Source organism: Pseudomonas sp. FH4 (genome assembly GCF_000510915.2).
GTDB classification, from domain to species: Bacteria; Pseudomonadota; Gammaproteobacteria; order Pseudomonadales; family Pseudomonadaceae; genus Aquipseudomonas; species Aquipseudomonas brenneri.
The window spans coordinates 19,921-42,447 of record NZ_AOHN01000019.1 but is presented as its reverse complement, the minus strand read 5'-3'; the positions used below and the strand labels follow the sequence as shown (position 1 = coordinate 42,447).

Sequence of the window (22,527 nt, the reverse complement as noted above, 5' to 3'; positions counted from 1 at the left end):
ATCCCGACCTCTTTTAGGCTTTCCCCGACTTGCCCAACGCTTTCGCTACCAGTTGTTCATACAGCTCGGCATAGGGTTCTACCGCCTGGCACCAGTTGAATGGCGCAGCCATAGCCCTGCAGCGCATCGCATTGAGCAGGCCGGGGAAGGCAAACACCTTGAAGGCGCGGGCGAGGGCGGCTTCGTAGCTTTGCACGGTGGATTCATCGAACAGGAAACCGGTCACGCCATCTTCAATGGTGTCAGCCAAGCCACCGGTATTACGCGCCACCGGCAGCGAACCGAAGCGCTGGGCGTACATCTGGCTCAGGCCACACGGCTCATAGCGCGAGGGCATCAATAAAAAGTCGCTGCCGGCAAACATGCGGCGGGCGTCGGTTTCGTTAAAGCCGATGCGCACGCCGATGCGACCCGGGAAACGCAGGGCCAGGGCGCGCATGGCCTGTTCTTCTTCCGGTTCGCCACGGCCGATGATCGCAATCTGCCCGCCGTTTTCCACGATAAACGCAGCGACGGCTTCGGTCAGGTCCAGGCCTTTTTGGTACACCAGGCGTGACACCACGGCAAACAGCGGGCCAGTGGACGCATCCAGGCCGAACAACGTGCGGACGTGGCCGGCATTGATGGCCTTGCCTTGCCAGTCACCGATATTGAAGGGGTGATCCAGGTGCGGGTCAGTGGAGGACTCCCAGCTTTCATCGATGCCATTGGGGATGCCACTGAGCAGGCCTTGCTGGGTCTTGCTGGCGAGGAACCCATCCAGGCCACAGCCGAACTCAGGCGTGGTGATTTCCCGGGCGTAGGTGGCGCTGACTGTAGTGATATGGCTGGAATAGGCCATACCGGCCTTGAGAAACGACATCTTGCCGTAGAACTCCATGCCTTCCTGTTGCAAGGCGTGCTCGGGAATCCCCAGTTCCGGGCACGAGGCCAGGCTGACTACACCCTGGTAGGCCAGGTTATGGATGGTAAACAGCGTGGGTGTGCGTGAACCACGCCAGTGCATGTATGCCGGGGCCAGGCCAGCAGGCCAGTCATGGGCGTGCACCAGGTCCGGGCACCAGTGGATTTGCGCGAGGTTGGCGGCAATATCGGCGGCCGCCAGGCCCAGGCGGGCAAACCGGATATGGTTGTCGGGCCAGTCGCGACCATTGTTGGCGCCATAGGGTGTGCCTTCGCGCTCGTACAGCTCGGGGCAGATCAACACATAGATGACCAGGCCGTCCTTGAGGTCCATGCGCCCGATCTTGCAGGGCGGCAGCGCCGCATGACCACCCAGTTCGCCAATGATATGGATCGGGTTGTCGCTGTCCAGCACCTGACGGTAGCCCGGAATCAGTACCCGTACATCGTGCAGATGCGCCATGGCACGGGGCAGGGCCGCGGACACGTCCCCCAGGCCACCGGTTTTCACCAGATCGGCCAGTTCCGAGGTCACAAACAGGACTTTCTTGCGATTGGGGTTTTGAGACGAGACCGGCCGCACCGTGCCGGGAAGGTCAACCAAGCTGGTTGGCCCATCGACCGACTGACTAAAACGCTGTCCCTGAACTCCCGAGGCGGCACTGATCATAATTATCTCCCATGTGTTGGTCAGCTGAGAGCCTGGCGCCCTCAGCGAAAGTCAACCGCGTCCTGCGGTCACGCGCACTAGCACTGCACAGACTGGCAAGGCTTATGCCAATTGCACCGAACTGATAAATAGATTGGATGGGCGGACGTCCGGCGCAAGCCGGTAGCGTGCGTCCTACCTTAAACCTGACCTGCGGCAGAGTTGGAAAGTTTCGATTTATTGCGGGGGCTTTTGTTCTGATCGTGACCCATCGGTCATCAGTCTAGGACAGACCCCAGAGCCTGCAAGGGTTGTCGGAAAGTTTTGTAGGACAATATTTTTTGTAACGTCACCACCCTGTGGCCGGCTTATCGGCGATGAGGGCCTTGGCATCGGCACATGACTCAAGGTCGCTATCGCCGGCAAGCCGACTCCTACAGGGGGATTGCCTCTTGATGGGGCATTGGGGCTGGGTTGCTCGATAGTAGTGCGAGCTGCTACTTAAAGTGATTTATCAGGATGATATATCCATACAAATCAATTAATTAAGAGATATTTATTAGAATTGACATTAAGTAAGGCTGCGCAAACTCTGCCCCGCCGCCCACGCCTGAATATCCTCAATCATCTGCCCATAGAACTGCCCATAGTTCTGCTCGCTGACATAGCCCACATGGGGCGTAGCCAGTACATTGGGCAAATGGCGAAATGGATGATCTATAGGTAATGGCTCCTGCCCAAACACATCCAGCGCCGCGCCCGCCAACCGCCCATGACTGAGCGCGTCGATCAACGCCGCCTCATCGACGATCGGCCCGCGTGCGGTATTGACCAGCCGCGCAGTGGGTTTCATCCAGCCCAGGGCCTGGGCATCCACCAGGCCACGGCTGCGTTCACTGAGCACCAGGTGAATCGACAGCACATCGGCCTGTTCGAACAATTCACGCTTGCTGACCCAGGTCACGCCGGAAGCTGCGGCACGCTCGGCAGTGAGGTTCTCGCTCCAGGCAATCACCCGCATGCCGAACACCTGGCCAAACTGCGCCACCCGCTGACCAATGCTGCCCAGCCCGAGGATGCCCAGGGTCTTGCCATGCAGATCGCCGCCCAACCCTTGCTGCCACTGGCCGGCACGCAAGGAGGCCGCCTCGGCCAGTAGGTTGCGGGTGGACGCCATGACCAAGGCCCAGGTCAGTTCCGGCGCCGCGTGTTTGTAGCTGTCGGTGCCACAGACCTGAATGCCCAGGGCCCTGGCAGCAGCAAGGTCGATAGCAGCATTGCGCATCCCACCGGTGACCAGCAGTTTGAGGCTCGGCAGCCCTTGTAGCAGCGCCTGGTCGAAGACCGTGCGTTCGCGCATCACGCAAACCACCTCAAAACCCTGCAAGCGTTCGATCATCGTGGCGGTGTCGGCAGGGTATTCGTGCAAAAAATGCACCTGGCCGATAGCCTCCAGGGCGGACCAATCCACCGCGCCCCGTGCTACGTCTTGCCAATCATCAATGACTGCGATCTGTACCGACATACACCAATGCCTCGCGTTTAGTGGGATTAGAACGTCTTCAACCCTTGCAACAGCGCCTGGTGAAAGCGCGCGGGCTCTTCCATTTGCGGCGCATGGCCCAGGCCCGGGAACTCCACAAGAGTCGAGCGGGGGATGAGCTTGGCTACCTGTTTGCCCAGTTCGTGGTAGTGGCCGATCCTGGCCTTGACCTCAGGTGGTGCGCTATCGCTGCCAATGGCGGTGATATCAGACGTGCCAATCAGCAGCAAGGTCGGCACCTGCAAATCCTTGAACTCGTAGTACACCGGCTGGGTGAAGATCATGTCGTAAATCAACGCCGAGTTCCACGCCACCTGTTTATGGCCGGGCCCTTTGTTCAGGCCGACGAGCATGTCCACCCAGCGTTCGTACTCGGGCTTCCAGCGCCCGACGTAGTAGGTCTTGCGCTCGTACTCGCGTACGCCTTCGGCGCTCAGTTGCAACTCGCGCGCATACCATTGATCGACCGTGCGATAGGGCACACCCAGGGCTTTCCAGTCTTCCAGGCCGATAGGATTGACCAGTGCCAGTTGTTCGGTTTGTGTGGGGTAGAGCAGGGCATAGCGGGTAGCCAGCATGCCACCAGTGGAATGGCCGAGAAGGGTGGCCTTCTGGATGCCGAGCTTTTGCAGGAGCTGATGGGTGTTGATTGCCAACTGCTGAAAGCTGTACTGATAGTGCTCAGGCTTGGTGGAGGTGCAAAAACCGATCTGGTCCGGGGCGATCACTCGGTAGCCGGCCTCGCTCAAGGCCTTGATCGACGCCTCCCAGGTCGCGCCGCAGAAGTTCTTGCCATGCATCAGCACTACGCTGCGACCATTGGCGGGAGCTTTGGCCGGCACGTCCATATAGCCCATTTGCACTGATTGGCCCTGGGACTGGAAATCGAAATGTTCGACCGGATAGGGGTATTGGAAACCTTGCAACTGCGGGCCATAGCTTGGGTCTTGCGTGGCTGCCATGGCAGGAAGAGCGCAAGTGGCCAGCAGACCGGTAAGAAGAAACGAGCGTGTCAGCGGCATGGGAGAGCTCCAGAGAAGAGGCTACCGGATGCTGTGTCGGGCGGATTAAGCGGGAATTAACCTGTTACATCCAATGCAGCGTGAGCATCGCCACCACAGCATAACGGGCCGCCTTGGCGATGCTGACGATCAACACAAAACGCCACAGCGGTTCTTTCATCACCCCGGCCACCAGGGTCAGCGGGTCGCCGATGATCGGCACCCAACTGAGCAGCAGCGACCAATGCCCCCAGCGTCGATAGTGGCCGCGGGACTTTTCCAGCTGCGTTGCACTGACCGGAAACCAGCGCCGGTCCTTGAACAGTTCGACCGAACGTCCCAGCAGCCAGTTGACCAACGAACCCAACACGTTGCCCAGTGTCGCAATGCCGAGCAGCAGCCACAGTGAGTAGCTGCCATTGAGCAGCAGCGCGACCAGCACCGCTTCCGATTGCAGCGGCAACAGCGTGGCCGCGCCAAAGGCGCTGAAAAACAGCCCTGCATACCCTGCAAGCATTGATCAGTGGGCCGGGTAGTCGGCTACCACCACATCTTTGCCTTCGCGGGTCAGGCCAATGACTTGATACGCGTCGCTCATGCCGTCCATCTCCATGCCCGGAGAGCCCATGGGCATGCCCGGTGCCGCGATACCCAACAGGTCGCTGCGCTTGCGCAGGGCCAACACCTGCTCAGCGGGCACGTGGCCTTCGACGAATTTGCCGTCGATCACGGCGGTATGGCAGGACGCCAGGCGAGGAGCCACGCCCAGGCGTTGCTTGACCGCGCTCATATCGGTTTCAACATGGTCGTTGACCTTGAAGCCGTTGGTTTCCAGATGGCTGATCCATTTCTTGCAGCAGCCGCAATTGGCATCGCGGTGTACGTCAATCGGGATCAGTTCGGCCGCCTGGGCCAGGGTGGTCATGAACAGGGCGGACAGCAAAGTCAGGCGCAGGGTGGTTTTCATAGACAGGTCCCATCGGTTACGGAGTGCGCAAAGAGGGCGCATTCTCCGCGCTTTTACGCACTAGGTGAGGTGGTTATGTTTCGAAATTATACGAGCACGCGACAGCCACGGAGCTTAGTGCCTGCAACTGTCAGCAAACTGAGAGAAAGATGACAAATTTGTCAGCTCAGGACGACTCCAGGCGCTGCTTGAGTTGGTCCATGGCCTGGTTCGACAGCTCTACCATGCGCGCTTGCAGCGTGGTGAGCTGTAATTCGGTTTCATAGCTAAGCACACGTTTGAACAGGGTGCCGCTGCCATGGGGCTGGAGCAGGTAGTGAATGCAGCCATCGACGGCCAGGGAGGTGAAAACCGTCTTGAACTCCCGGGGCGGCAAGGCAATCTGCACGCGGTAGCTCATGGGTACGCGCACCCCAAGCAGGTCGATCGTCTCGGTGAAGCGCTGGCCGGCCGGCAGTGAACCGCTGGTGCCGGTGTCCGCGCTCAAGGATGTGGGGTGCCATTCGTGCCAGCGATCCGGCTGGGTCACGTAGTCGTAGACGGTTTCGATGGGGGCTTGGATATAGCGTTCCTGGCTGATTCGTTCGACACGAACCGGGTGTTCAACTGCATTCATGACACACCTCCTGTGTGGCTAGGAACTGTCAGAATAGTCGCACTCCCGCACAACGCACGGGAGTCACCAGGCTTTTTTCGACGCTTTTTCAGCAGCCGCTATAGCTGATAGTTCTTCAGCTCCCGGGCAATCACCATGCGTTGGATCTCGCTGGTCCCCTCATAGATCTGGGTGATCCGGGCATCACGGTAGTAACGCTCCACCGGGTAGTCCTCCAGGTAACCGTAGCCGCCATGGATCTGCATCGCCGATGAACAGACCTTCTCGGCCATTTCCGACGCAAACAGCTTGGCCTGGGAGGCTTCGGACAGACACGGTTTGCCAGCACTGCGCAAACGCGCGGCATGCAGGATCAGCAGGCGCGCGGCATTGAGCCGGGTCTGCATGTCTGCCAGCAGGTTGGCCACGCTCTGGTGTTCGATGATGGCCTTGTCAAACTGCACCCGATCACGGGCGTAGGCCAATGCCGCTTCAAAGGCCGCCCGAGCGATCCCCAGGGCCTGGGCGGCGATGCCGATGCGCCCACCTTCCAGGTTGGACAGGGCGATGGCCAGGCCCTTGCCGCGTTCGCCCAGCAGATTGGCTTCGGGCACGGTGCATTGGCTGAGGGTCACGGCGCAGGTGTCCGAGGCGCGGATGCCCATCTTGTGTTCGGTACGGTCCACGGTAAAGCCTGGGGTGTCGGTGGGCACCAGGAACGCAGAGATTCCTTTCTTGCCCAAGTCCGGGTCGGTCACGGCAAACACTATCGCCAGTTTGGCGCGCTTGCCGTTGCTGACAAACTGTTTGGCGCCGTTGATCACCCACTGGCCATCGCGCAGTTCGGCGCGGGTGCGCAGGTTGTGGGCTTCGGAGCCGGCCTGGGGTTCAGTCAGGCAGAAGCAGCCGATGGCCTGGCCACTGGCGAGTTCGGCCAGCCAGGTCTCTTTCTGCGCGGGTGTGCCGTAGTTGAGGATCGGGCCGCAACCCACTGAATTATGGATACTCATCAGTGCGCCGACCGCACCGTCACCTGCAGAGATTTCCTCGACGGCCAGGGCATAGGCCACGTAGTCCACATAGGTGCCGCCCCATTCTTCCGGCACCACCATGCCCAGCAGGCCCAATTCGCCCATCTTGGCCACGAGGCCATCATCGATCCAGCCGGCTTTTTCCCAGGCCTGGGCGTGGGGGGCGATTTCGCCACGGGCAAAGTCGCGCGCCATGTCGCGAATCATTACTTGTTCTTCTGTAAATTCAATATCTTGCATGGCTTAGTTCCCGTACTTCGCGAAGTCTTGAAAGAAGCTGTCGACGTGGTTCTGATCCAATGTCGCTAACGTTGGCGGGTTCCAGCGCGGGGATTTGTCCTTGTCGATCAGCAGCGCACGCACCCCTTCGATCAGGTCGCCACGGGCGAACCACTGGCGGTCCAGGTGCAACTCCAGGGCAAAGCAGTTTTCCAGTGCCAGGTGCCGCCCGCGTCGCAGCATCTGCAGGGTGACGGCCATGGCCAATGGGGAACGGGTCTGCATCAGTTGCGCTGTACTCACAGCCCATTCATGGCTGTCGGCGACGGTCACTTGCTGCAGTTGCTCGACAATGCTTGGCACGTCCGGCAGGGCAAAGAAGTGGTCGATGGCCGGGCGTAGTGCCGCCAACGGTGCATCCGGCAATTGTTGTACCGCGAGCTTGGCCAGCAGGCCTTGCAGGTCCTTGAGTGGCGAGTCGTGCCATTGCAGGTGGTCGAGCTTCTGGTCCAGCTCCGCCAGCCTGGCGCTGTCCAGGTACCAGTCGGCGAGCCCGCAATACAGGGCGTCGGCGGCGCGGATTTGCACCCCGGTCACGCCCAGGTAAATCCCCAGCTCGCCGGGAATGCGCGGCAGGAAGTAGCTGCCGCCCACATCGGGGAAGTAACCGATGGCCACTTCCGGCATGGCCAGGCGACTGCGTTCGGTCACCACCCGCAGGTCGGCCCCCTGGACCAGGCCCATGCCACCGCCCAGGACAAAGCCGTCCATCAGCGCGAGGACCGGCTTGCGGTAGTGATGAATGGCCAGGTCGAGGGCGTACTCTTCAACGAAGAAGTCTTCATGCAGCGTGTCGCCGCTCTTGAAGCTGTCGTACAGCGAGCGGATATCGCCCCCGGCGCAGAAGGCCTTTTCACCGGCGCCGCGCAAGACCACGGCGTGCACTTGGGCATCATCGGCCCAGGCGCGCAAATGCGTAGAGAGGCTGCGGACCATGTCCAGGGTGATGGCATTGAGGCCGGCGGGGCGGTTGAGGGTCAGGTGGCCGATGTGGTTGCGTACTTCGGCCAGGACACTGTTCTGGGGGGACTCGGTGCTTGTCGCCTGGGACTGAGCCTGAGCAGTCATCTGTAACTCCCTGCTTTTATTGTTCTTTATCAAAATGTTCGCGGGCGAACCATCTCCGGATCGTACCAGTGCAAATTTGCCCAGTACAAGCCGGAATCGTGCAGGTCATCTTTGCATTTATGCAGGGGGTATTCGATAAAAAACCAGGGCAGGCGCGTCTAGACCCGGCTGGCCAGGACCTGGCCAATGCTGCGGCGGCGGGCATGGTCTTCGGCAATATGGATCAGTTCTTCCAATTCGCTGGGGGTAACGTCGAAAAACTGCTCCATTTGTGCCAATGCCTGTTCCAGGTCTGCAGCGGTGATTTTTGCGTCCACCTGCGGCGACAGTAATGGCACCACGACTGGGGTTTCGGCGGGGCCCTTGGGGTAGCGGGTACGGGTCAGGTTGTTGTAGGCCAAGGCCGAGAGCAGCAAGGTGCCGGCTCCCAGCATCACCGGGCCGACTTCCTGCCAGCCCAGGGCGATGGTGGCCGGGTCCGCCAGGACCAGGGTCATGGCCAGGCCTCCCGAAGGCGGGTGCAGGCAACGCAGCCAGCACATCAGGATCAAGGCCATACCCGCCGCGAGACAGGCGCTGCCCAGGGTCCGGCCCAAGACACGGGCCACCAGCAAAGCCACCACACAGGCGCACAGGTAGCTGCCGATGATCGACCACGGCTGGGCGAGGGCACCCGATGACACCGCAAACAACAACACGGCGGAGGCCCCCAACGGGCCCAGCAGGTGCATGGCCACTTCCAGGCCATACACCTGGGCACACAGCCATACGGTAAACAGGGTGCCCAGGGCCATGCCGATGGCGGCACGGCTCCATTCGGCGGGGCGGGTATTGATGGCAGCGGGGAACCAGCGAGCAAGCATTGCGGGGCAGTCCAATCGGAAAAAAGGGAGAGGGCAAAAAAAGGGCTTTGCGGTTACCCGCAAAGCCCTTCGAAAGTTCCAACATTTGGGGGAGGAACCGGCGCAGTGTGCCGATCAAAAACTATCGCCGCCAATGCATATTAATGCAGGTTAAGTGCAGTAATTTTGCATCAATACTGTTCATGCCTTGAGCTGGCCTTGCCCAACACCCGTTCGTGGTTCTCTGAATTGATCAGCGACTTCTGCACGCTTTCGCGCAGCTGTGGATCGCTGGCCAATGGCCCTTTGAGCGCGACAAGGGCATCGCGCAATTCCATCAGCCGATCGAGAGGGAACACCGGGATATAGCCGACGTGTACAGGCTCGATAGCAGGGACAACAGGCAATTGCTCATCAGGCACGGCAGCGATCCTCGGAGGCGGGCGGTAACTATGTAATGCAAATGTGAGGCGAGTTTACCGTTGGGGTCATAGGGCCGGTAAGGGAGCCGGTACCGGCATTTACGGATACAAACGTAGGAGCTTTCTTGATAGTTCGTGCTCAGGGTCCAGCCCCGTTCAGGTGCAGGAGCACATAGGTGTTTTTATCGAACTGCCCGGTCAATACCGGTGCCAATGCGCGCCAGCGTGGCTCGTCGAGACGGGTGAAATCTGCCTTGTCCATCACCAGCCACGCCGGTCCATGGATCAAGGCCAGGTCGGCAGGTGCCTGGGTGAACAGCGGAACCCGGTCACACTCAACGTTGACCATGAACTTGATGGCCTTGGCGTCTTTACCCAGGCCATGCAACACCAACGGCGCTGGCTGTTGCCGGATCAGCGCATGAGCCTCACGGCTAAATGTACGAGTGTCATACAGGCTGCGCTCCAGGGGCTCGACCACCAGGATATAGCTGCTCCACACCGCCAGCACCGCGCCAAACGCTGGGCCTACGGGGTGCAAGCGCCACTTGGCAAGCATTCCGATGATAAAGACCTGCAAGCCGATCAACAGGCCCAGCAGGCCCTGGAAATGCTCCAACTGCGCCCCGAAGCGATGGCGCGCCACCAGCAACGCGCCGATCAACAAGCCCGGGGTTACCGTCCATAATCCCAGCATCAGGCCCCGCAGCCCCTTGAACAGATGCCCATCGGGCCTATGGAACGGGTACGCGGCGATGATCGCCACCATGGGCATCATCGGCAACACATAGCGGGCTTTCTTTGCCTCGGGGATCGACAGCCCCAGCATCACGATCAAACCTGCGGCGATGCACGCCAGCAACAACGGCCACCCGCCATCGCCAGTGCGTCGTCCATTGAGCAGCACCGCCAGCAGCGCGAGCAATGCCAACGGGTACGCCAGGGCGTAGTTGCCCACGGAACTGGTGAAGTAATACCACACGCTGCTGGAGCCTTCGCGACCGTCCATACGCCCGAGGAACTGCATGCGGATCACGTCTTGCAGGAAGGTTTCGCCACCACTGAGCTTGGCCAGCAACAGCAGCAGGCCGACGCACGCTGCCAGCAATGCCAGGGCCAGCAGGCCGACACTGAACAACGGGCGCCACTGGCGGTTGAGCAGGTAATAGCTGCACAACACACCAGTAGGGATCACCAGGCCGATGGGCCCGCGAATCGCAAAGCCGAGCAATAACAGGAGCAATACCCAGGGCAGGCGCCGGGGGCTGGAGAAATGATCGTGGGCATAGCCCAGATAGAACACCGCCAGAGTCACCGCCGCCAGCATCTGGTCCAGGGATACCGAGCGGGTTTCGCTGATAAACGTGCTGCTGAGCAACAACAGCGCGATGCTCAGCAGCGCCCAGCGCCGGGAGTAGGGCGCGGTCAGGCGATAGACCAGGGCGACGATGGCCGCCGAAGCGATGGCTGTGGGCAGCCAGGCACTGAAGCTGGTGACGCGCCCCAGAGGCAGCGACAACAGCCAGGTCAACAGGGTCGAGGTGGACAGATAATCGGCATACGGCTGACCATAGGTGGTGGGGAAAAATCCCGGCCCGTGGCGCAGCATTTCCTGGGCGAACAGCACAAAGCGCGAATCGAAGCCGATAATTGCCTGATCCCAATTACCCGCGATAAACAGCAGCAGCGCCAGCAAACCGATGCCCCAGGACTGGCGGCGCAGGAGCCTCTTGTCCACGCCTCAGGCCTCCAGCAACCGTGGTAGCCACTGTTGCTGGGGGATCGGCAAGTCACAGGACTGCCCACGACCCATCGGGAAGTAATGGAAGCCCTTGCGCGCCAGGCGCTCGGCGTCATACAGGTTACGTCCGTCAAAGATCACCGGCGCCTTGAGGCGTGCGTGCAGCAGGTCGAAATCCGGCGCCTTGAATTGCTGCCACTCGGTGCAAACGATCAAGGCATCGGCGCCGCCCAGGGTCGACTCAGGGGTACCCATCAGCATCAAGCGCGGATCATCGCCATACAGCTTCTGGGTTTCCTGCATGGCTTCGGGATCGAAGGCCCGCACATTGGCCCCGGCGGCCCACAGCGATTCCATCAGCACGCGGCTGGGCGCATCGCGCATGTCGTCGGTATTGGGCTTGAACGCCAGGCCCCACAAGGCGAAGGTCTTGCCGCGCAGTTCGCCTTTGTAGAACGCGCGGATCCGTTCGAACAGTTTGCTTTTCTGCCGCTGGTTGATGGCTTCCACCGCCTCGAGCAGGTCACTGGAGCAGTTGGCTTGCCGAGCGCTATGGATCAAGGCGCGCATGTCCTTGGGAAAGCACGAGCCACCGTAGCCGCAGCCAGGGTAGATAAAGTGGTAGCCAATCCGCGAGTCAGCACCGATGCCCAGGCGCACCGACTCGATATCGGCGCCCAGGTGTTCGGCCAGTTCGGCGATTTGGTTGATAAAGCTGATCTTGGTCGCCAGCATGCAGTTGGCCGCGTACTTGGTCAGCTCGGCACTGCGCACATCCATAAAAATGATGCGGTCGTGGTTGCGATTGAACGGCGCGTACAGGTCACGCATCACCTCGCGCACCTCTTCGCGCTCACAGCCGATGATGATCCGGTCGGGGCGCCGGCAGTCGGCCACGGCAGAGCCTTCCTTGAGGAATTCGGGGTTGGAGACAATATCGAACACCAGCTTGCGCCCGGCCAGGGCCTTGTCGATATGGGCGCGCAGGGTGTCGCCGGTGCCGACCGGTACGGTGGACTTTTCCACCAGGATCACCGGCTCGACACGATGGCGGGCCACCGCATCGCCCACCGACAGCACGTATTTCAAGTCTGCCGAGCCGTCCTCGTCCGAGGGCGTACCGACCGCGATAAACAGCACTTCACCGTGCTCGACCGCGAGCTTTTCCTGGGTGGTAAAGGTCAGCCGGCCGTTTTCCAAGTTTTCCCGGACCAGACTGGTAAGCCCCGGTTCGAAAATGCTCACATGGCCCTGTTGCAACAGTTGCACCTTGCTTTCATCAACGTCCATGCAGATCACATCGTGACCGATCTCGGCCAATACGGTGGCCTGTACCAGGCCAACGTAACCACTACCAAATACGCTGATTTTCATGGGACATTCCTGGGGCTTGTATTACCGATACGACGAGAGTTGATGGTCAGGACGCCGAGGATGACCAGGGCCACCCCCAAGGTCCGTGACAGTGAAAAGGGTTCGTGGAAACCAGGCAGGCTGGCCGCCAGTAGGTACACCAGGACGTAGCTGATACTCAGCAACGAATAGGCGCGGCCCAGTGGCAAATGCTGCAGCGCGCCGAGCCAGCAGAGCATCGATAGCGCGTAGGCGAGAATCGCCAGGGCCACCACGCCCAGCGCCAGCGGATCCACCGCGGCACTGGCCAGGGCAGTGAGCCAGTCGGCAGGTAATGGCAGGCGCGTCATGCTCCAGCGCATACCCAACTGGGCCGCGCTGACCAGCGCTACGCTGGATAACGCCAGGGTGAAACCACGCAATCGGCTCATATCTGGCCACCCAGCAGCAGCACACCGGCTATCACCAGGGCCACACCGATCCAGTGGCGACGGTCCACCGGTTCATGGAATACGAAGCGCGCTACCAGGGTGATCAGCACAAAGTTAAGACTGAGCATCGGGTAGGCAATCCCCACCTCCAGGCGCTGCAGTACCAGCAGCCACACCAGCAGGCCAAGCCCCAGGCATAACAGGGCCAGCCACAGCCAGGGCGAGCGCAGTTTAAAGGCCCAGCCCGCAGGTTGGTCACGCCAGCCTTCAACGGCGTACTTTTGCGCGATCTGGCCCATGCAGGTCAGCAGGCACGCGGCCAGGAGCAGCAGCAGGGTGATCAAGGCGCCACCTGTGGGAACACCAGGATCACCATGTTGCCTTGCTCATAGCGCTTGCCATCTTTTGGCAATAACTCGACTTCGCGCACTTCACTCTCGCCCTTTACCCGCATCACCACGCCCACCGAGCCCTGCTTGCGGGCCTCGTTCATCCACTGCTGGACTTGCGTGGTGTCGACCCGGCGATTGACGCTGTCGGGGTAGGCAAGGCCATATTTGACTTCGCCCAGGGCGTCGTACAGCGTCACGTCCGGGCGTTTGAGCCGCCACGCCAGGGCCGAGGCGGCGCCCAGGTCATTACTCAGTAAACGGGTGGTGCCTGCCAGCTCTTCGGCGTGGCCGATAATGAACCGGTCCGGGGTCTTGTTATAAACCACCGAGAGCGGCAACGCCGCCGGCACCAGGGCCACCAGCAACCAACTGCCCAGGGCAGGCGCTGCCCACAAACGCAACGGGCGTGCTACCTGCAGCAGGTTGGCGATGATCCAGCCCAGCAGCACGATAAACACCAGCACCAGGCTCAACAGTTCCTGCTGGTGGGCAAAAATCGGCTTCTTCAACTGGAAATACACGATTGCCAGCAGCCCCAGCGCCCCGAGAATCAGGTTGAGCCCGCCATTGACTTGCAACACCCGGCCACGGGCCTGGGCCAATGTGTCCGCCAGGGTATGGCCCATCAGCAATGCCAAAGGCAACAGGCACGGCAGGATATAAGCCGGCAGCTTGCCCTTGCTCAGGCTGAAAAACGCCAGGGGCATCAGCAGCCACAACAACAGGAAGCCGGTCTTGTGCGTGCGCTTTTCCTGCCACGCCTGTTTCAGGGTAGAGGGCAACAGCGCTAGCCACGGCAGACTGAACGCGGCCAGCAACGGCAAGTAGTACCACCAGGCTTCTTCGTGCTGGGCATCTTCACCGGCAAACCGCTGGATGTGTTCGTGCCAGAAAAAGAAGTTCCAGTAGTCGGGCTCCTGGGCATGCACCATCAGCGCCCAGGGCAGGCTGACCACAATCGCCACCACCACCGCGACCACGCCATAGGTCAGCAACTCACGAAAGCGTTTTTGCCAGACCATGTAGGGCAGGGCGATCAACACCGGCAGCAGCCACGCCAGGAATCCCTTGGTCATGAAGCCCATGGCGCAGGCCAGGCCCAGCAATGCCCAGGCGCCCAGGCGGGCGCGCCGGCTGCGGCTGTCGATACACAGCCATAACGCTACGCCGCTGAGGTTGACCCAGAAGCTGAACTGCGGGTCGAGGTTGGCGTAGCCACCCGACATCGCCACACTGACAAAACTCATGTACAGCACAGCGCTCACCAGGCTCTTGCGTGGATCGTTCCACAGGCGCCGGGCCATGAAGTACACCAACAGGATGCTCAAGCCCGTGGCCAGCGCCGAGGCCACGCGCACACCGAACAGGTTCTGGCCGAACACGGCCTGGCCCAGGGCGATCATCCAATAACCGGCCGCCGGTTTTTCGAAATAACGCAGGCCCATAAAGTGCGGTGACGCCCATTTGCCGGTCAGCAGCATTTCCTGGCTGATCTGCGCGTAGCGGCTTTCATCCGGGATCCACAGGCCATGGGTGGCCATCGGCAGCAGGTAACACAGGCCGAAAACCAGCAGGAGCAGGGGTAGCGCCCAACGTCGGATCATGCCTTTTGTACTCCCAGCCAGCCTTCGCGGCCACTGAGTACGCCACGTGTCAGATGCGCCTGGGGCAGGCTCGCCGGGTCGGCCGGCAACAAATTGCCCAGGGGCTGGAATTGGATGCCGCGCTGCCTGGCCTGGGCAAGCAACTGGCGAAATTCATTGGCCATCAGAATCCCTTCTACTTCTGCGTGGATCGTATAGACGTTGAGTGTCGATTCGGTGAACCGATCAAGAATGAATGCGTTGAAGTCCTTGGCCGTCACCTGTGGCCCAACCACTTCGTCGAAGGTCGGCAAGTCCACCGGGACCTGTGGCGTACCGGCACTGCCATCGGCGAGGATCGGACGGAACAGGCCGGTGCCGCGACAATCGCTGTTGTAGCGCAAGCCAAAGCCTTGCTTGGCCTGCACCACACGCTCGTCGGCACGCCAGCCGGCGGCAGCGGAACAGTCCACGGGTTCGCCAAGGATTGCGCTCAGGGTGTCGAGCCCACGGCGCACCTGCGCCACCAGTTGTGCATCGCTCCAGCGGCCGGCATTGGCCTGCCAGCCATGGTGATCCCAGGCGTGCAGGCCCACTTCGTGCCCGGCAGCCTTGGCGTGGCGCATCAGGTGCCCCAGGTCGCGGCCAATGGGTTTGCCCGGCCAGGCGGTGCCGGCCAGCAGGATGTCCCAGCCATACAGGCCGGCCGCGTTGGAGCGCAGCATTTTCCACAGGAACTGCGGACGGATCAGGCGCCATAAGTGGCGGCCCATATTGTCCGGCCCGACACTGAAGAAAAACGTCGCCTTGATCCCCGCTTCATCCAACAATTCCAGCAACCGCGGCACTCCATCGCGGGTGCCCCGGTAGGTGTCGACGTCGATGCGCAGACCTGCCTTCATTATTCGCCTGCTTCGCTGGACGGGGCGATTTCAAGCATCGCTTCACGCAGGAAGAAGTCCAGGGTGTTGCCGATGGTCTCGCTCATTTCCACGCTCGGCTCCCAGTTCAGCAGGCGCTTGGCGTTGGCAATGCTCGGTTTGCGGTGCGCCACGTCCTGGTAGCCCGCGCCGTAGAACGCTTTGCTTTCCACTTCGCGAAAGCCTGCAAACGGCGGGAAGTTGCCGCGTAGCGGGTGAGCCTCGAACTGGCGCAGCAGCTCTTCGCCCAACTGACGGATGCTGGCTTCGTTGTCCGGGTTACCGATGTTGATGATCTGGCCGTTACACGCGTCGTTATCGTTGTCGATAATCCGCGCCAGGGCTTCGATACCGTCGGCAATGTCGGTGAAGCAGCGTTTCTGCTCGCCGCCGTCAAACAGGCGGATCGGCGTGCCTTCCACCAGGTTGAGGATCAACTGAGTAATCGCGCGGGAGCTGCCGATACGCGCCGAGTCCAGGCGGTCCAGGCGCGGGCCCATCCAGTTGAACGGGCGGAACAGGGTGAAATTCAGGCCCTTGGCACCGTAGGCCCAGATCACCCGGTCCAGCAGTTGCTTGGACACCGAATAGATCCAGCGCTGCTTGTTGATCGGGCCGACCACCAGATTGGAAGTGTCTTCGTCGAAGTTCTGGTCCTGGCACATGCCGTAGACTTCGGAAGTCGAAGGGAAAATCACGCGTTTGTTGTACTTGACGCAGTAGCGCACCAACTTGAGGTTTTCTTCGAAGTCCAGCTCGAACACGCGCAACGGGTTACGGGTGTATTCAATTGGCGTGGCGATGGCCACCAGCGGCAGGACCACGTCGCATTTCTTGATGTGGTACTCGATCCACTCGGAGTGAATGCTGATGTCACCTTCCACATAATGGAAGTTGGGATGGCTGCGCAGGCGGTCGATGGCGTCGGAGCCAATATCCAGGCCATAGACTTCGTAGCGATCATCACGCAGCAGGCGCTCGGACAAGTGGTTACCGATAAAGCCGTTGACGCCCAGGATCAGCACCCGGGTGCGGCGCGGTTTACCGCCCGACTCGGCGCCGCGCAGGATCGAGCCATCCACCAGGCCCAACTCGTCGGCCAGGGCCGGGCCGGTCAGGTACAGGCCATTGTCGTTGCGCTGGCCGAAGTTGATGACCAGGGAATCTTCACCACAGGCAATGCGCAGCGGGTTGACGCTGATCACTCGGCCTGGCGCCTGGCCTTCGTTGCCCTTGACCACTTCGGCTTGCCACACGATCAGCTTGTGCTCGCCCACTGCACAAAAAGCGCCGGGGTACGGCTGGGTAACCGCGCGTACCAGGTTGAACAGTTGCTCTGCGGGCTTTTGCCAGTGCAGCTTGCCGTCAGCCGGTGTGCGGCGGCCAAAGCAGGTGGCCTGGCTTTCGTCCTGGGCGGTTTCGCTCAATTTGCCCTGGGCCAATTGCGGCAACGCATCGCGCAACAGCTGAGTCGCCGCTTCACGCAGTTTGGCGTGGAGCGTCAGGCCGGTGTCGCTGCGCTCAATCATGACTGTTTGCTGGGCGAGGATCGCGCCGGCATCGGCACGCTTGACCATACGGTGCAGGGTCACGCCGGTTTCGGTTTCACCGTTGACCAACACCCAGTTGGCCGGGGCACGACCACGGTATTTAGGCAGCAGCGAACCGTGCAGGTTGAAGGCGCCCTGGCGCGCGGTAGCCAGCAGCGCCTCGCCCAGCAGATTGCGGTAGTAGAAGGAGAAGATGAAGTCCGGGTTCAGCTTGGCGACACGCTCGACCCACAGCGGGTGGTTGGCGTCTTCTGGCGCGTGTACCGGGATGCCGTGGCGGGCGCACAGTTGAGCGACCGAGCCGTAGAAGGTGTTCTCCTTCGGATCATCAGCATGGGTAAACACGGCAGCAATTTCGTAACCCGCATTGAGCAGGGCTTCAATGCCCGCACAGCCAATGTCGTGGTAAGCGAAGACAACAGCTTTTGAACTCATGACGAAACCTGACTGGAAGAGGAAGTGGAAGACGGGGAGGAGGGCAGGCCATCGACGATGACCACCGGTGCAGGTGCTGCCGGCTCGTTGCGCAGCACCTTTTCAATAAAGAAACGTGGGCGGGCACGTACATCGCTGTACATGCGTCCCAGGTATTCACCCAACAGGCCCATGCCGATGAACTGGCCGCCGGTAAACACAAACAACACGGCAAACAGTACGAACAGGCCGTCACCGGCCCAATCGGCACCGAAGACCAGGCGCATGACGATCAGGGCAAACGCAAACAGCATGCCCAAAGCCGCCAGGCTGAAACCGACGATGGACAGCAGGCGCAAGGGCGTGGTGGTCATGCAGGTCAGCAGGTCGAACATCAGGCTGATCAGGCGCATGGCGCTGTATTTGGATTCGCCATGTTCGCGCTCGGCGTGGTGTACCAGGATCTCCGTGGTATGACGCGCAAAGCCGTTGGCCAGGATCGGGATAAAGGTGCTGCGTTCACGGCAGGCGAGCATGGCGTCGACGATGGTGCGCCGGTAAGCACGCAGCATGCAGCATGCAGCCATAGTCAGTCATGGCCACGCCGGTGGAGCGCTGCACCGCCAGGTTGATCAGGCGCGAAGGCCAGCGGCGAAAGGCCGAGTCCTGGCGATTGTTACGCACCGTGGCAACCACGTCGTAGCCCAGGGCCGCTTGCTCGACCAGGCGCGGAATTTCTTCCGGCGGGTTTTGCAGATCGGCGTCGAGGGTAATCACCACCTCGCCCCGGCATTGCTCAAAGCCCGCCATGATTGCCGCGTGCTGACCGTAGTTGCGGTTAAGGATCACCGCGACCACGTGGCTGCCGGGCTCGCTTGCCGCGTCTTCCAGCAGTTGCGCGGAACTGTCGCGGCTGCCGTCGTCCACCAGGATGATTTCGTACTCATAGGCCAACTGCTCGCACGCAGCACGGGTGCGCCGCAGCAACTCGGGCAGGCTCTGTTCTTCGTTGTAGACCGGGATAACGATCGACACGCAATGAATAGGGTAGGGTTTCAAAGATTCATGACCTCGGGTTAGAGCAACTTGGCGCGTAGAGATGACAACAAACAGCAGATGAAAGTGCGGGCACTGCAATAAAAAACAGCCGATGGCAAAGCTATCCTCAGTAAAGCCCATGACCGCCAAAGGTAAAGCATTATCAACGGGTTAGTCAGCAAAACGCGGCATACCCTCAAGTATTAGGGCCAAGGTTAAGCGCAAATTTGTCCAGCGAATATGAAAGGCGGATGAAAAACTCGTTTATTTGTTGGGCAGACAGCTAGTGTTCAGCTAGACAATTAAGAAGACAGACAAACGATAACTGTTTGCGCTGTAATCCTTATCTGTAAGTGTTTTAGTGCGCGATCACCGCGAATTAATCGGGTTTTCAATCCGCATTCTGCAATGTTGCAGGGCCGCAGGCGCCTGCGCAGGATGAGCCCTGGTTTGGTATACAGCGCCGACCTGCGTTAGACTCGACGCTCGCCAAACCACTAAATATCGATACTAAACATAGGCTTAGTATCACTATTTAATCTCAAGGCCGATCTGTTTTGACTGAGATTTCCCGCAACCCGCTGACCCTTTATCTCTCACGCCTGGCGCCTTCCAGCCAATTGACCATGCGCTACGTGCTGCAGGATGCCGCCGACCGCCTGGGTTTCGAAGAGATCAATCTGGAAGATATCGACTGGCATCTGTTGCAGCCCGAACACGTGATGGCGCTGGTCGCCGTATTGCGCGAAGACGGGTACGCGCCCAACACCTCATCGCTGTACGTCAACGCCGTGCGCGGGGTGATGAACGAAGCCTGGCGCATCAGCCTGATCAGCCAGGAACACTTGCTGAAAATGCGTTCGGTCAAGGCCAGCGCCGGCACGCGCTTGAGCCAGGGACGCAACCTGCGTCGCACCTTGATCCGCGAACTGATGGACGTCTGCGCCGCCGATCCCCGGCCGCAGGGCCTGCGGGATGCGGCAGTGATCGGGATCCTCTACGGCTCGGGAATGCGCAAGTCGGAGTCAGTCAACCTCGACCTGGCCCAGGTGAATTTTCAAGAGCGCAGCCTGCGGGTGATCGGCAAGGGCAATAAAGAGTTGGTCAAGTACGCACCGGCCTGGGCGTTTGCCAAGTTGCAGGCGTGGCTGGAGTTTCGCCGTGAGCACTTAAAGGAAGGAGAGCAGGACGATAGCTTCCTGTTCAACCGCATCCGCCGGGGCAGCCATATCACCCGCGAACGTATTACCAAACATGCGATTTACTACATCGCCCGCCAGCGCGGCGAACAGGTGGGAGTGAAGATCATGCCCCACGATTTCCGGCGCTCGTTTATCACCCGGGTAATCGAGGAACATGATCTGTCGATCGCCCAGAAACTGGCACACCACACTAATATCCAGACCACCGCCAGCTACGATGTGCGTGATGACAACGAGCGGCGGCGGGCGATTGATCGGTTTGACCTGTGACTTTTCAAATCAGCCTTGCAGGCATGCATCACTCAGGCGCACGTAGTCCAACCCATGGCGCACGCCCTGGCTGTCGAGGTAGACCATATGGCTTTTGACCGGGCCACACTCGGTAGAAGGGTCGGTGCTGATCTGCACAACCTTGGCGATATCCAGGTTCTGGGAGTAGTCGTAGGCCTGGACAGCCGGACTTGAGGCACTTTCTCCCTGAGCCAAGGCCAAAGTGCTGAACACGCTTAATAAGGCAACAATCAGGTAACGCATGACAACCTCCAACGCCACGACAGTGGCGACTGACTATGGTTGTTATGTTACGAGGCCTGTGGCCTGAGGCTGAAAGCATGCGTGACGATAGCGTGAATCAGCTAAATCGATAGGGGCAGGGTGGCTGCGATTTACTGGCGGCTCGGCAATACTTAATATAACCAAACTAAACAATCATTTAGTTTAGTTATATTCAATGGTAATAAATGAAGGGTTAGGGTGCCTTCTTGTCATCACCACCAAAAGTAACGCTTTTATGCACGAAATATCCGACGACTCCCCAGCGTTCGTCATCGTCACGCAAAATCACTTTTTCCTTGACGGCGGTCGTGGCAAACGTCGAGGCAAACTCGATGACTGCATAGTGTCCTGCAGGTGCGTCAGGCATCTGATCGGTAAAACCAAAGCCCAGGGGTTCTCGCTTGTTGAATGAACCCAATCCAATACGCAAGGCCTTGAGCCCATTGACCCAGACAGGCTCGGGGATTTTCGCCTGGAACGTCGGGCTGACCACGGACCAGGTCATGTCAGCTTTACCAGCATCAAGCAAAACCAGAAACGCCAATGCCGCATCGAATATCTGTTGCTGCTGTAGCTGCGTACCAGGATCGGACGCCGTGACCCTGGGCGTGTTCTTGTTGAAACTGACATCGCAACCGCTGAGCAACGCGGCGCTGAGCAACACGACGGCAAATAGCTTCATGCAAAACCTCCCGGGGCCCGACATCCGTTGGGACGAGTAAAGATGAGCATTGGAAGAGTTGCCATTGGCCTGGGGGAAAATACGAGGGGGATGGTCCGTGATTTTCCAGGGGTACGCCTGGTGTGGGGATATATGATACTACGCATAATGTATATTATGTTAAATCAAAGATTAAACTGCCGAAACCCTGAATCGCCCATCTGTTAAATAACGTATCTATAAGACAGCAGTTCCATAACCCCGTCACCGACATCCTCTCTCCTCAAACGACAACCCTACTGCCACAGAAGAGATTTCCCGCCAAGGTTTATTGGTAGTCAATGGTAAAGGTCATGGCCGCATTGGCCGGCCCACCCCTGACGGTCGCTGCGGTTTGCAGGTAGCGCGCCTTCAACGCAATGCTGTAGCTGGCGCCCTCGACTGCCGTGGGTACGATACCGCTGGGCAACAGCGTTTGCAGAGCCAGCGGCGTGCCCAGGTTGTCTGCAATCTGGATACCCACGCCCGTAGCCTCAGGCGTGCCACGGTTGAGTTTCAAGACATTTGGCTGGGTGGCATCAACCCCCGCAGTCGGGTCGAGACGGTACTTGATGCTGTTCGCCGTCCCGCTGCCGTCACTGCTGCTGTAGACGCCGTTGAACGCCGGGCAGTTGTTGAGCGCCAGGGTGAAATCGGTCCAGGCTGTACCCGTGCCTACGCCATTGAACTCAGCCACCGTATGTGTGCCCATGGGCACGTTGACATTTGGGGTCTGGCAAGTTCGGGCAACGATCGACAACGCGCCGGTGATGCTCACATTGGCAATAGGAAACGTGGCGGCAGTCATACCGCCGCCAACACTGGCAACATATTGCGCTATCGGCAAAGACGCACCCTGGACTGTGCCTGCAGCAACGGTTGGAGCGGTCTTGATGAGCTGCAGTTCAAGCGTATTTGCCGCGTTCAGGCCACCGGAACCCTCGCGCACACCGTAGATTGCGGAATTGCTATAAGGCGCGATTCCGTGATCGCCTTTGATTAACACGCCCAAACCGCTTACGCCTGTTTGGTAGACCTTACCTGCCATCTCCCCAGTGCCCCACAAACTCAATGCAGGTGTGTTGCTATAGCTGATGCTCCGGTCGTACTTGACGTAGCTGGGACCACCTGTCGCGTAGCACTGGACGAAATTATTGATAGCCATTTTCTGTCGATACACCACCGCACCTACTGGCACATCACGGCCGATGGTGATGCTCTGTGCCCTCAATGCCATGACCGGCGTGACCAATGCATTTTGGACATAGCACGTGCCAGCCGCGTGTACGGTCATTGTGCTGCCCCCTAAAGCGATTCCAACAGCGATAACACGCAGGGCTCTGTTTGT

Annotated in this window: 21 protein-coding genes and 1 pseudogene; 1 reads left to right on the top strand and 21 read right to left on the bottom strand. The window is 59.9% G+C overall.

Annotation, left to right across the window (positions count from 1 at the left end):
• Positions 1-13: 13 nt before the first annotated feature.
• From glgA to arnC, 18 genes and pseudogenes are all read right to left on the bottom strand, one after another.
• Positions 14-1,573, bottom strand: coding sequence for a glycogen synthase GlgA (gene glgA, locus H097_RS13700; RefSeq protein ID WP_032860353.1), 1,560 nt, complete (start codon positions 1,571-1,573; stop codon positions 14-16).
• A 550-nt stretch (positions 1,574-2,123) separates the two neighbouring features.
• Entirely contained in the window at positions 2,124-3,077 is a 954-nt protein-coding gene (locus H097_RS13695; RefSeq protein ID WP_032860351.1) for a D-2-hydroxyacid dehydrogenase family protein, read from the bottom strand.
• A gap of 26 nt (positions 3,078-3,103) precedes the next feature.
• A complete protein-coding gene (locus H097_RS13690; protein WP_032860349.1) occupies positions 3,104-4,117 on the bottom strand; it encodes an alpha/beta hydrolase in 1,014 nt (337 codons plus the stop codon).
• A gap of 64 nt (positions 4,118-4,181) precedes the next feature.
• Complete coding sequence (locus tag H097_RS13685; protein WP_032860348.1) at positions 4,182-4,613, bottom strand: YqaA family protein; 432 nt, start codon at positions 4,611-4,613, stop codon at positions 4,182-4,184.
• A 3-nt stretch (positions 4,614-4,616) separates the two neighbouring features.
• Complete coding sequence (locus H097_RS13680) at positions 4,617-5,063, bottom strand: DUF411 domain-containing protein (RefSeq protein WP_032860347.1); 447 nt, start codon at positions 5,061-5,063, stop codon at positions 4,617-4,619.
• 166 nt (positions 5,064-5,229) lie between these two features.
• Positions 5,230-5,679, bottom strand: coding sequence for an SRPBCC family protein (locus tag H097_RS13675; protein WP_032860346.1), 450 nt, complete (start codon positions 5,677-5,679; stop codon positions 5,230-5,232).
• Positions 5,680-5,777: 98 nt separating this feature from the next.
• The gene (locus tag H097_RS13670) at positions 5,778-6,929 is read right to left on the bottom strand and encodes an acyl-CoA dehydrogenase family protein (protein ID WP_032860344.1); all 1,152 of its coding nucleotides are present in this window, start codon (positions 6,927-6,929) and stop codon (positions 5,778-5,780) included.
• Positions 6,930-6,932: 3 nt separating this feature from the next.
• Entirely contained in the window at positions 6,933-8,036 is a 1,104-nt protein-coding gene (locus H097_RS13665) for an enoyl-CoA hydratase/isomerase family protein (protein WP_032860343.1), read from the bottom strand.
• Positions 8,037-8,194: 158 nt separating this feature from the next.
• Positions 8,195-8,899, bottom strand: coding sequence for an HPP family protein (locus H097_RS13660; RefSeq protein WP_032860342.1), 705 nt, complete (start codon positions 8,897-8,899; stop codon positions 8,195-8,197).
• Between the two features lie 170 nt (positions 8,900-9,069).
• Positions 9,070-9,237, bottom strand: a complete 168-nt coding sequence (locus H097_RS28420; protein WP_223232684.1) for a type VI secretion system contractile sheath small subunit — start codon at positions 9,235-9,237, stop codon at positions 9,070-9,072.
• A 202-nt stretch (positions 9,238-9,439) separates the two neighbouring features.
• Positions 9,440-11,038: a glycosyltransferase family 39 protein gene (locus tag H097_RS13650; protein WP_032860340.1), complete on the bottom strand. Its 1,599-nt coding sequence runs from the start codon at positions 11,036-11,038 to the stop codon at positions 9,440-9,442.
• A gap of 3 nt (positions 11,039-11,041) precedes the next feature.
• Positions 11,042-12,415 (bottom strand): UDP-glucose/GDP-mannose dehydrogenase family protein, encoded by a 1,374-nt coding sequence (locus tag H097_RS13645; RefSeq protein WP_032860339.1) that lies wholly within the window; start codon positions 12,413-12,415, stop codon positions 11,042-11,044.
• Positions 12,412-12,825, bottom strand: coding sequence for a 4-amino-4-deoxy-L-arabinose-phosphoundecaprenol flippase subunit ArnF (gene arnF, locus H097_RS13640; protein WP_032860338.1), 414 nt, complete (start codon positions 12,823-12,825; stop codon positions 12,412-12,414). Before arnF ends, H097_RS13645 begins: the two co-directional genes overlap by 4 nt.
• Entirely contained in the window at positions 12,822-13,169 is a 348-nt protein-coding gene (arnE, locus tag H097_RS13635; RefSeq protein ID WP_032860337.1) for a 4-amino-4-deoxy-L-arabinose-phosphoundecaprenol flippase subunit ArnE, read from the bottom strand. Before arnE ends, arnF begins: the two co-directional genes overlap by 4 nt.
• Entirely contained in the window at positions 13,166-14,821 is a 1,656-nt protein-coding gene (gene arnT / locus H097_RS13630) for a lipid IV(A) 4-amino-4-deoxy-L-arabinosyltransferase (protein WP_032860335.1), read from the bottom strand. Before arnT ends, arnE begins: the two co-directional genes overlap by 4 nt.
• Positions 14,818-15,702: a 4-deoxy-4-formamido-L-arabinose-phosphoundecaprenol deformylase gene (arnD, locus tag H097_RS13625; RefSeq protein WP_032860333.1), complete on the bottom strand. Its 885-nt coding sequence runs from the start codon at positions 15,700-15,702 to the stop codon at positions 14,818-14,820. Before arnD ends, arnT begins: the two co-directional genes overlap by 4 nt.
• A complete protein-coding gene (gene arnA, locus H097_RS13620; protein ID WP_032860331.1) occupies positions 15,702-17,705 on the bottom strand; it encodes a bifunctional UDP-4-amino-4-deoxy-L-arabinose formyltransferase/UDP-glucuronic acid oxidase ArnA in 2,004 nt (667 codons plus the stop codon). Before arnA ends, arnD begins: the two co-directional genes overlap by 1 nt.
• Positions 17,702-18,743, bottom strand: a pseudogene (arnC, locus tag H097_RS13615) (undecaprenyl-phosphate 4-deoxy-4-formamido-L-arabinose transferase). Before arnC ends, arnA begins: the two are co-directional and overlap by 4 nt.
• A gap of 536 nt (positions 18,744-19,279) precedes the next feature.
• Here arnC and H097_RS13610 point away from each other — a divergent pair.
• Positions 19,280-20,194 carry a tyrosine-type recombinase/integrase gene (locus tag H097_RS13610; RefSeq protein WP_032860329.1) on the top strand — a complete coding sequence of 305 codons (915 nt, stop codon included), beginning with the start codon at positions 19,280-19,282 and terminating at the stop codon, positions 20,192-20,194.
• A gap of 9 nt (positions 20,195-20,203) precedes the next feature.
• On the opposite strand, the gene H097_RS13605 is transcribed toward H097_RS13610, so the two are convergent.
• The 3 genes from H097_RS13605 to H097_RS13595 form a co-directional block, all read right to left on the bottom strand.
• The gene (locus H097_RS13605; protein ID WP_032860328.1) at positions 20,204-20,458 is read right to left on the bottom strand and encodes a DUF2790 domain-containing protein; all 255 of its coding nucleotides are present in this window, start codon (positions 20,456-20,458) and stop codon (positions 20,204-20,206) included.
• 214 nt (positions 20,459-20,672) lie between these two features.
• Entirely contained in the window at positions 20,673-21,161 is a 489-nt protein-coding gene (locus H097_RS13600; protein ID WP_032860327.1) for a DUF4019 domain-containing protein, read from the bottom strand.
• Positions 21,162-21,468: 307 nt separating this feature from the next.
• Positions 21,469-22,473, bottom strand: coding sequence for a fimbrial protein (locus tag H097_RS13595; protein WP_032860326.1), 1,005 nt, complete (start codon positions 22,471-22,473; stop codon positions 21,469-21,471).
• Positions 22,474-22,527: the final 54 nt, after the last annotated feature.

Bases quoted from the DNA above. Each gene is read 5' to 3' on its own strand.
- glgA (WP_032860353.1), bottom strand. From the start codon at position 1,573: ATGATCAGTGCCGCCTCGGGAGTTCAGGGACAGCGTTTTAGTCAGTCG.
- H097_RS13695 (WP_032860351.1), bottom strand. From the start codon at position 3,077: ATGTCGGTACAGATCGCAGTCATTGATGATTGGCAAGACGTAGCACGG.
- H097_RS13690 (WP_032860349.1), bottom strand. From the start codon at position 4,117: ATGCCGCTGACACGCTCGTTTCTTCTTACCGGTCTGCTGGCCACTTGC.
- H097_RS13685 (WP_032860348.1), bottom strand. From the start codon at position 4,613: ATGCTTGCAGGGTATGCAGGGCTGTTTTTCAGCGCCTTTGGCGCGGCC.
- H097_RS13680 (WP_032860347.1), bottom strand. From the start codon at position 5,063: ATGAAAACCACCCTGCGCCTGACTTTGCTGTCCGCCCTGTTCATGACC.
- H097_RS13675 (WP_032860346.1), bottom strand. From the start codon at position 5,679: ATGAATGCAGTTGAACACCCGGTTCGTGTCGAACGAATCAGCCAGGAA.
- H097_RS13670 (WP_032860344.1), bottom strand. From the start codon at position 6,929: ATGCAAGATATTGAATTTACAGAAGAACAAGTAATGATTCGCGACATG.
- H097_RS13665 (WP_032860343.1), bottom strand. From the start codon at position 8,036: ATGACTGCTCAGGCTCAGTCCCAGGCGACAAGCACCGAGTCCCCCCAG.
- H097_RS13660 (WP_032860342.1), bottom strand. From the start codon at position 8,899: ATGCTTGCTCGCTGGTTCCCCGCTGCCATCAATACCCGCCCCGCCGAA.
- H097_RS13645 (WP_032860339.1), bottom strand. From the start codon at position 12,415: ATGAAAATCAGCGTATTTGGTAGTGGTTACGTTGGCCTGGTACAGGCC.
- arnF (WP_032860338.1), bottom strand. From the start codon at position 12,825: ATGAGCCGATTGCGTGGTTTCACCCTGGCGTTATCCAGCGTAGCGCTG.
- arnT (WP_032860335.1), bottom strand. From the start codon at position 14,821: ATGATCCGACGTTGGGCGCTACCCCTGCTCCTGCTGGTTTTCGGCCTG.
- arnD (WP_032860333.1), bottom strand. From the start codon at position 15,702: ATGAAGGCAGGTCTGCGCATCGACGTCGACACCTACCGGGGCACCCGC.
- arnA (WP_032860331.1), bottom strand. From the start codon at position 17,705: ATGAGTTCAAAAGCTGTTGTCTTCGCTTACCACGACATTGGCTGTGCG.
- H097_RS13605 (WP_032860328.1), bottom strand. From the start codon at position 20,458: ATGCGTTACCTGATTGTTGCCTTATTAAGCGTGTTCAGCACTTTGGCC.
- H097_RS13600 (WP_032860327.1), bottom strand. From the start codon at position 21,161: ATGAAGCTATTTGCCGTCGTGTTGCTCAGCGCCGCGTTGCTCAGCGGT.
- H097_RS13595 (WP_032860326.1), bottom strand. From the start codon at position 22,473: ATGACCGTACACGCGGCTGGCACGTGCTATGTCCAAAATGCATTGGTC.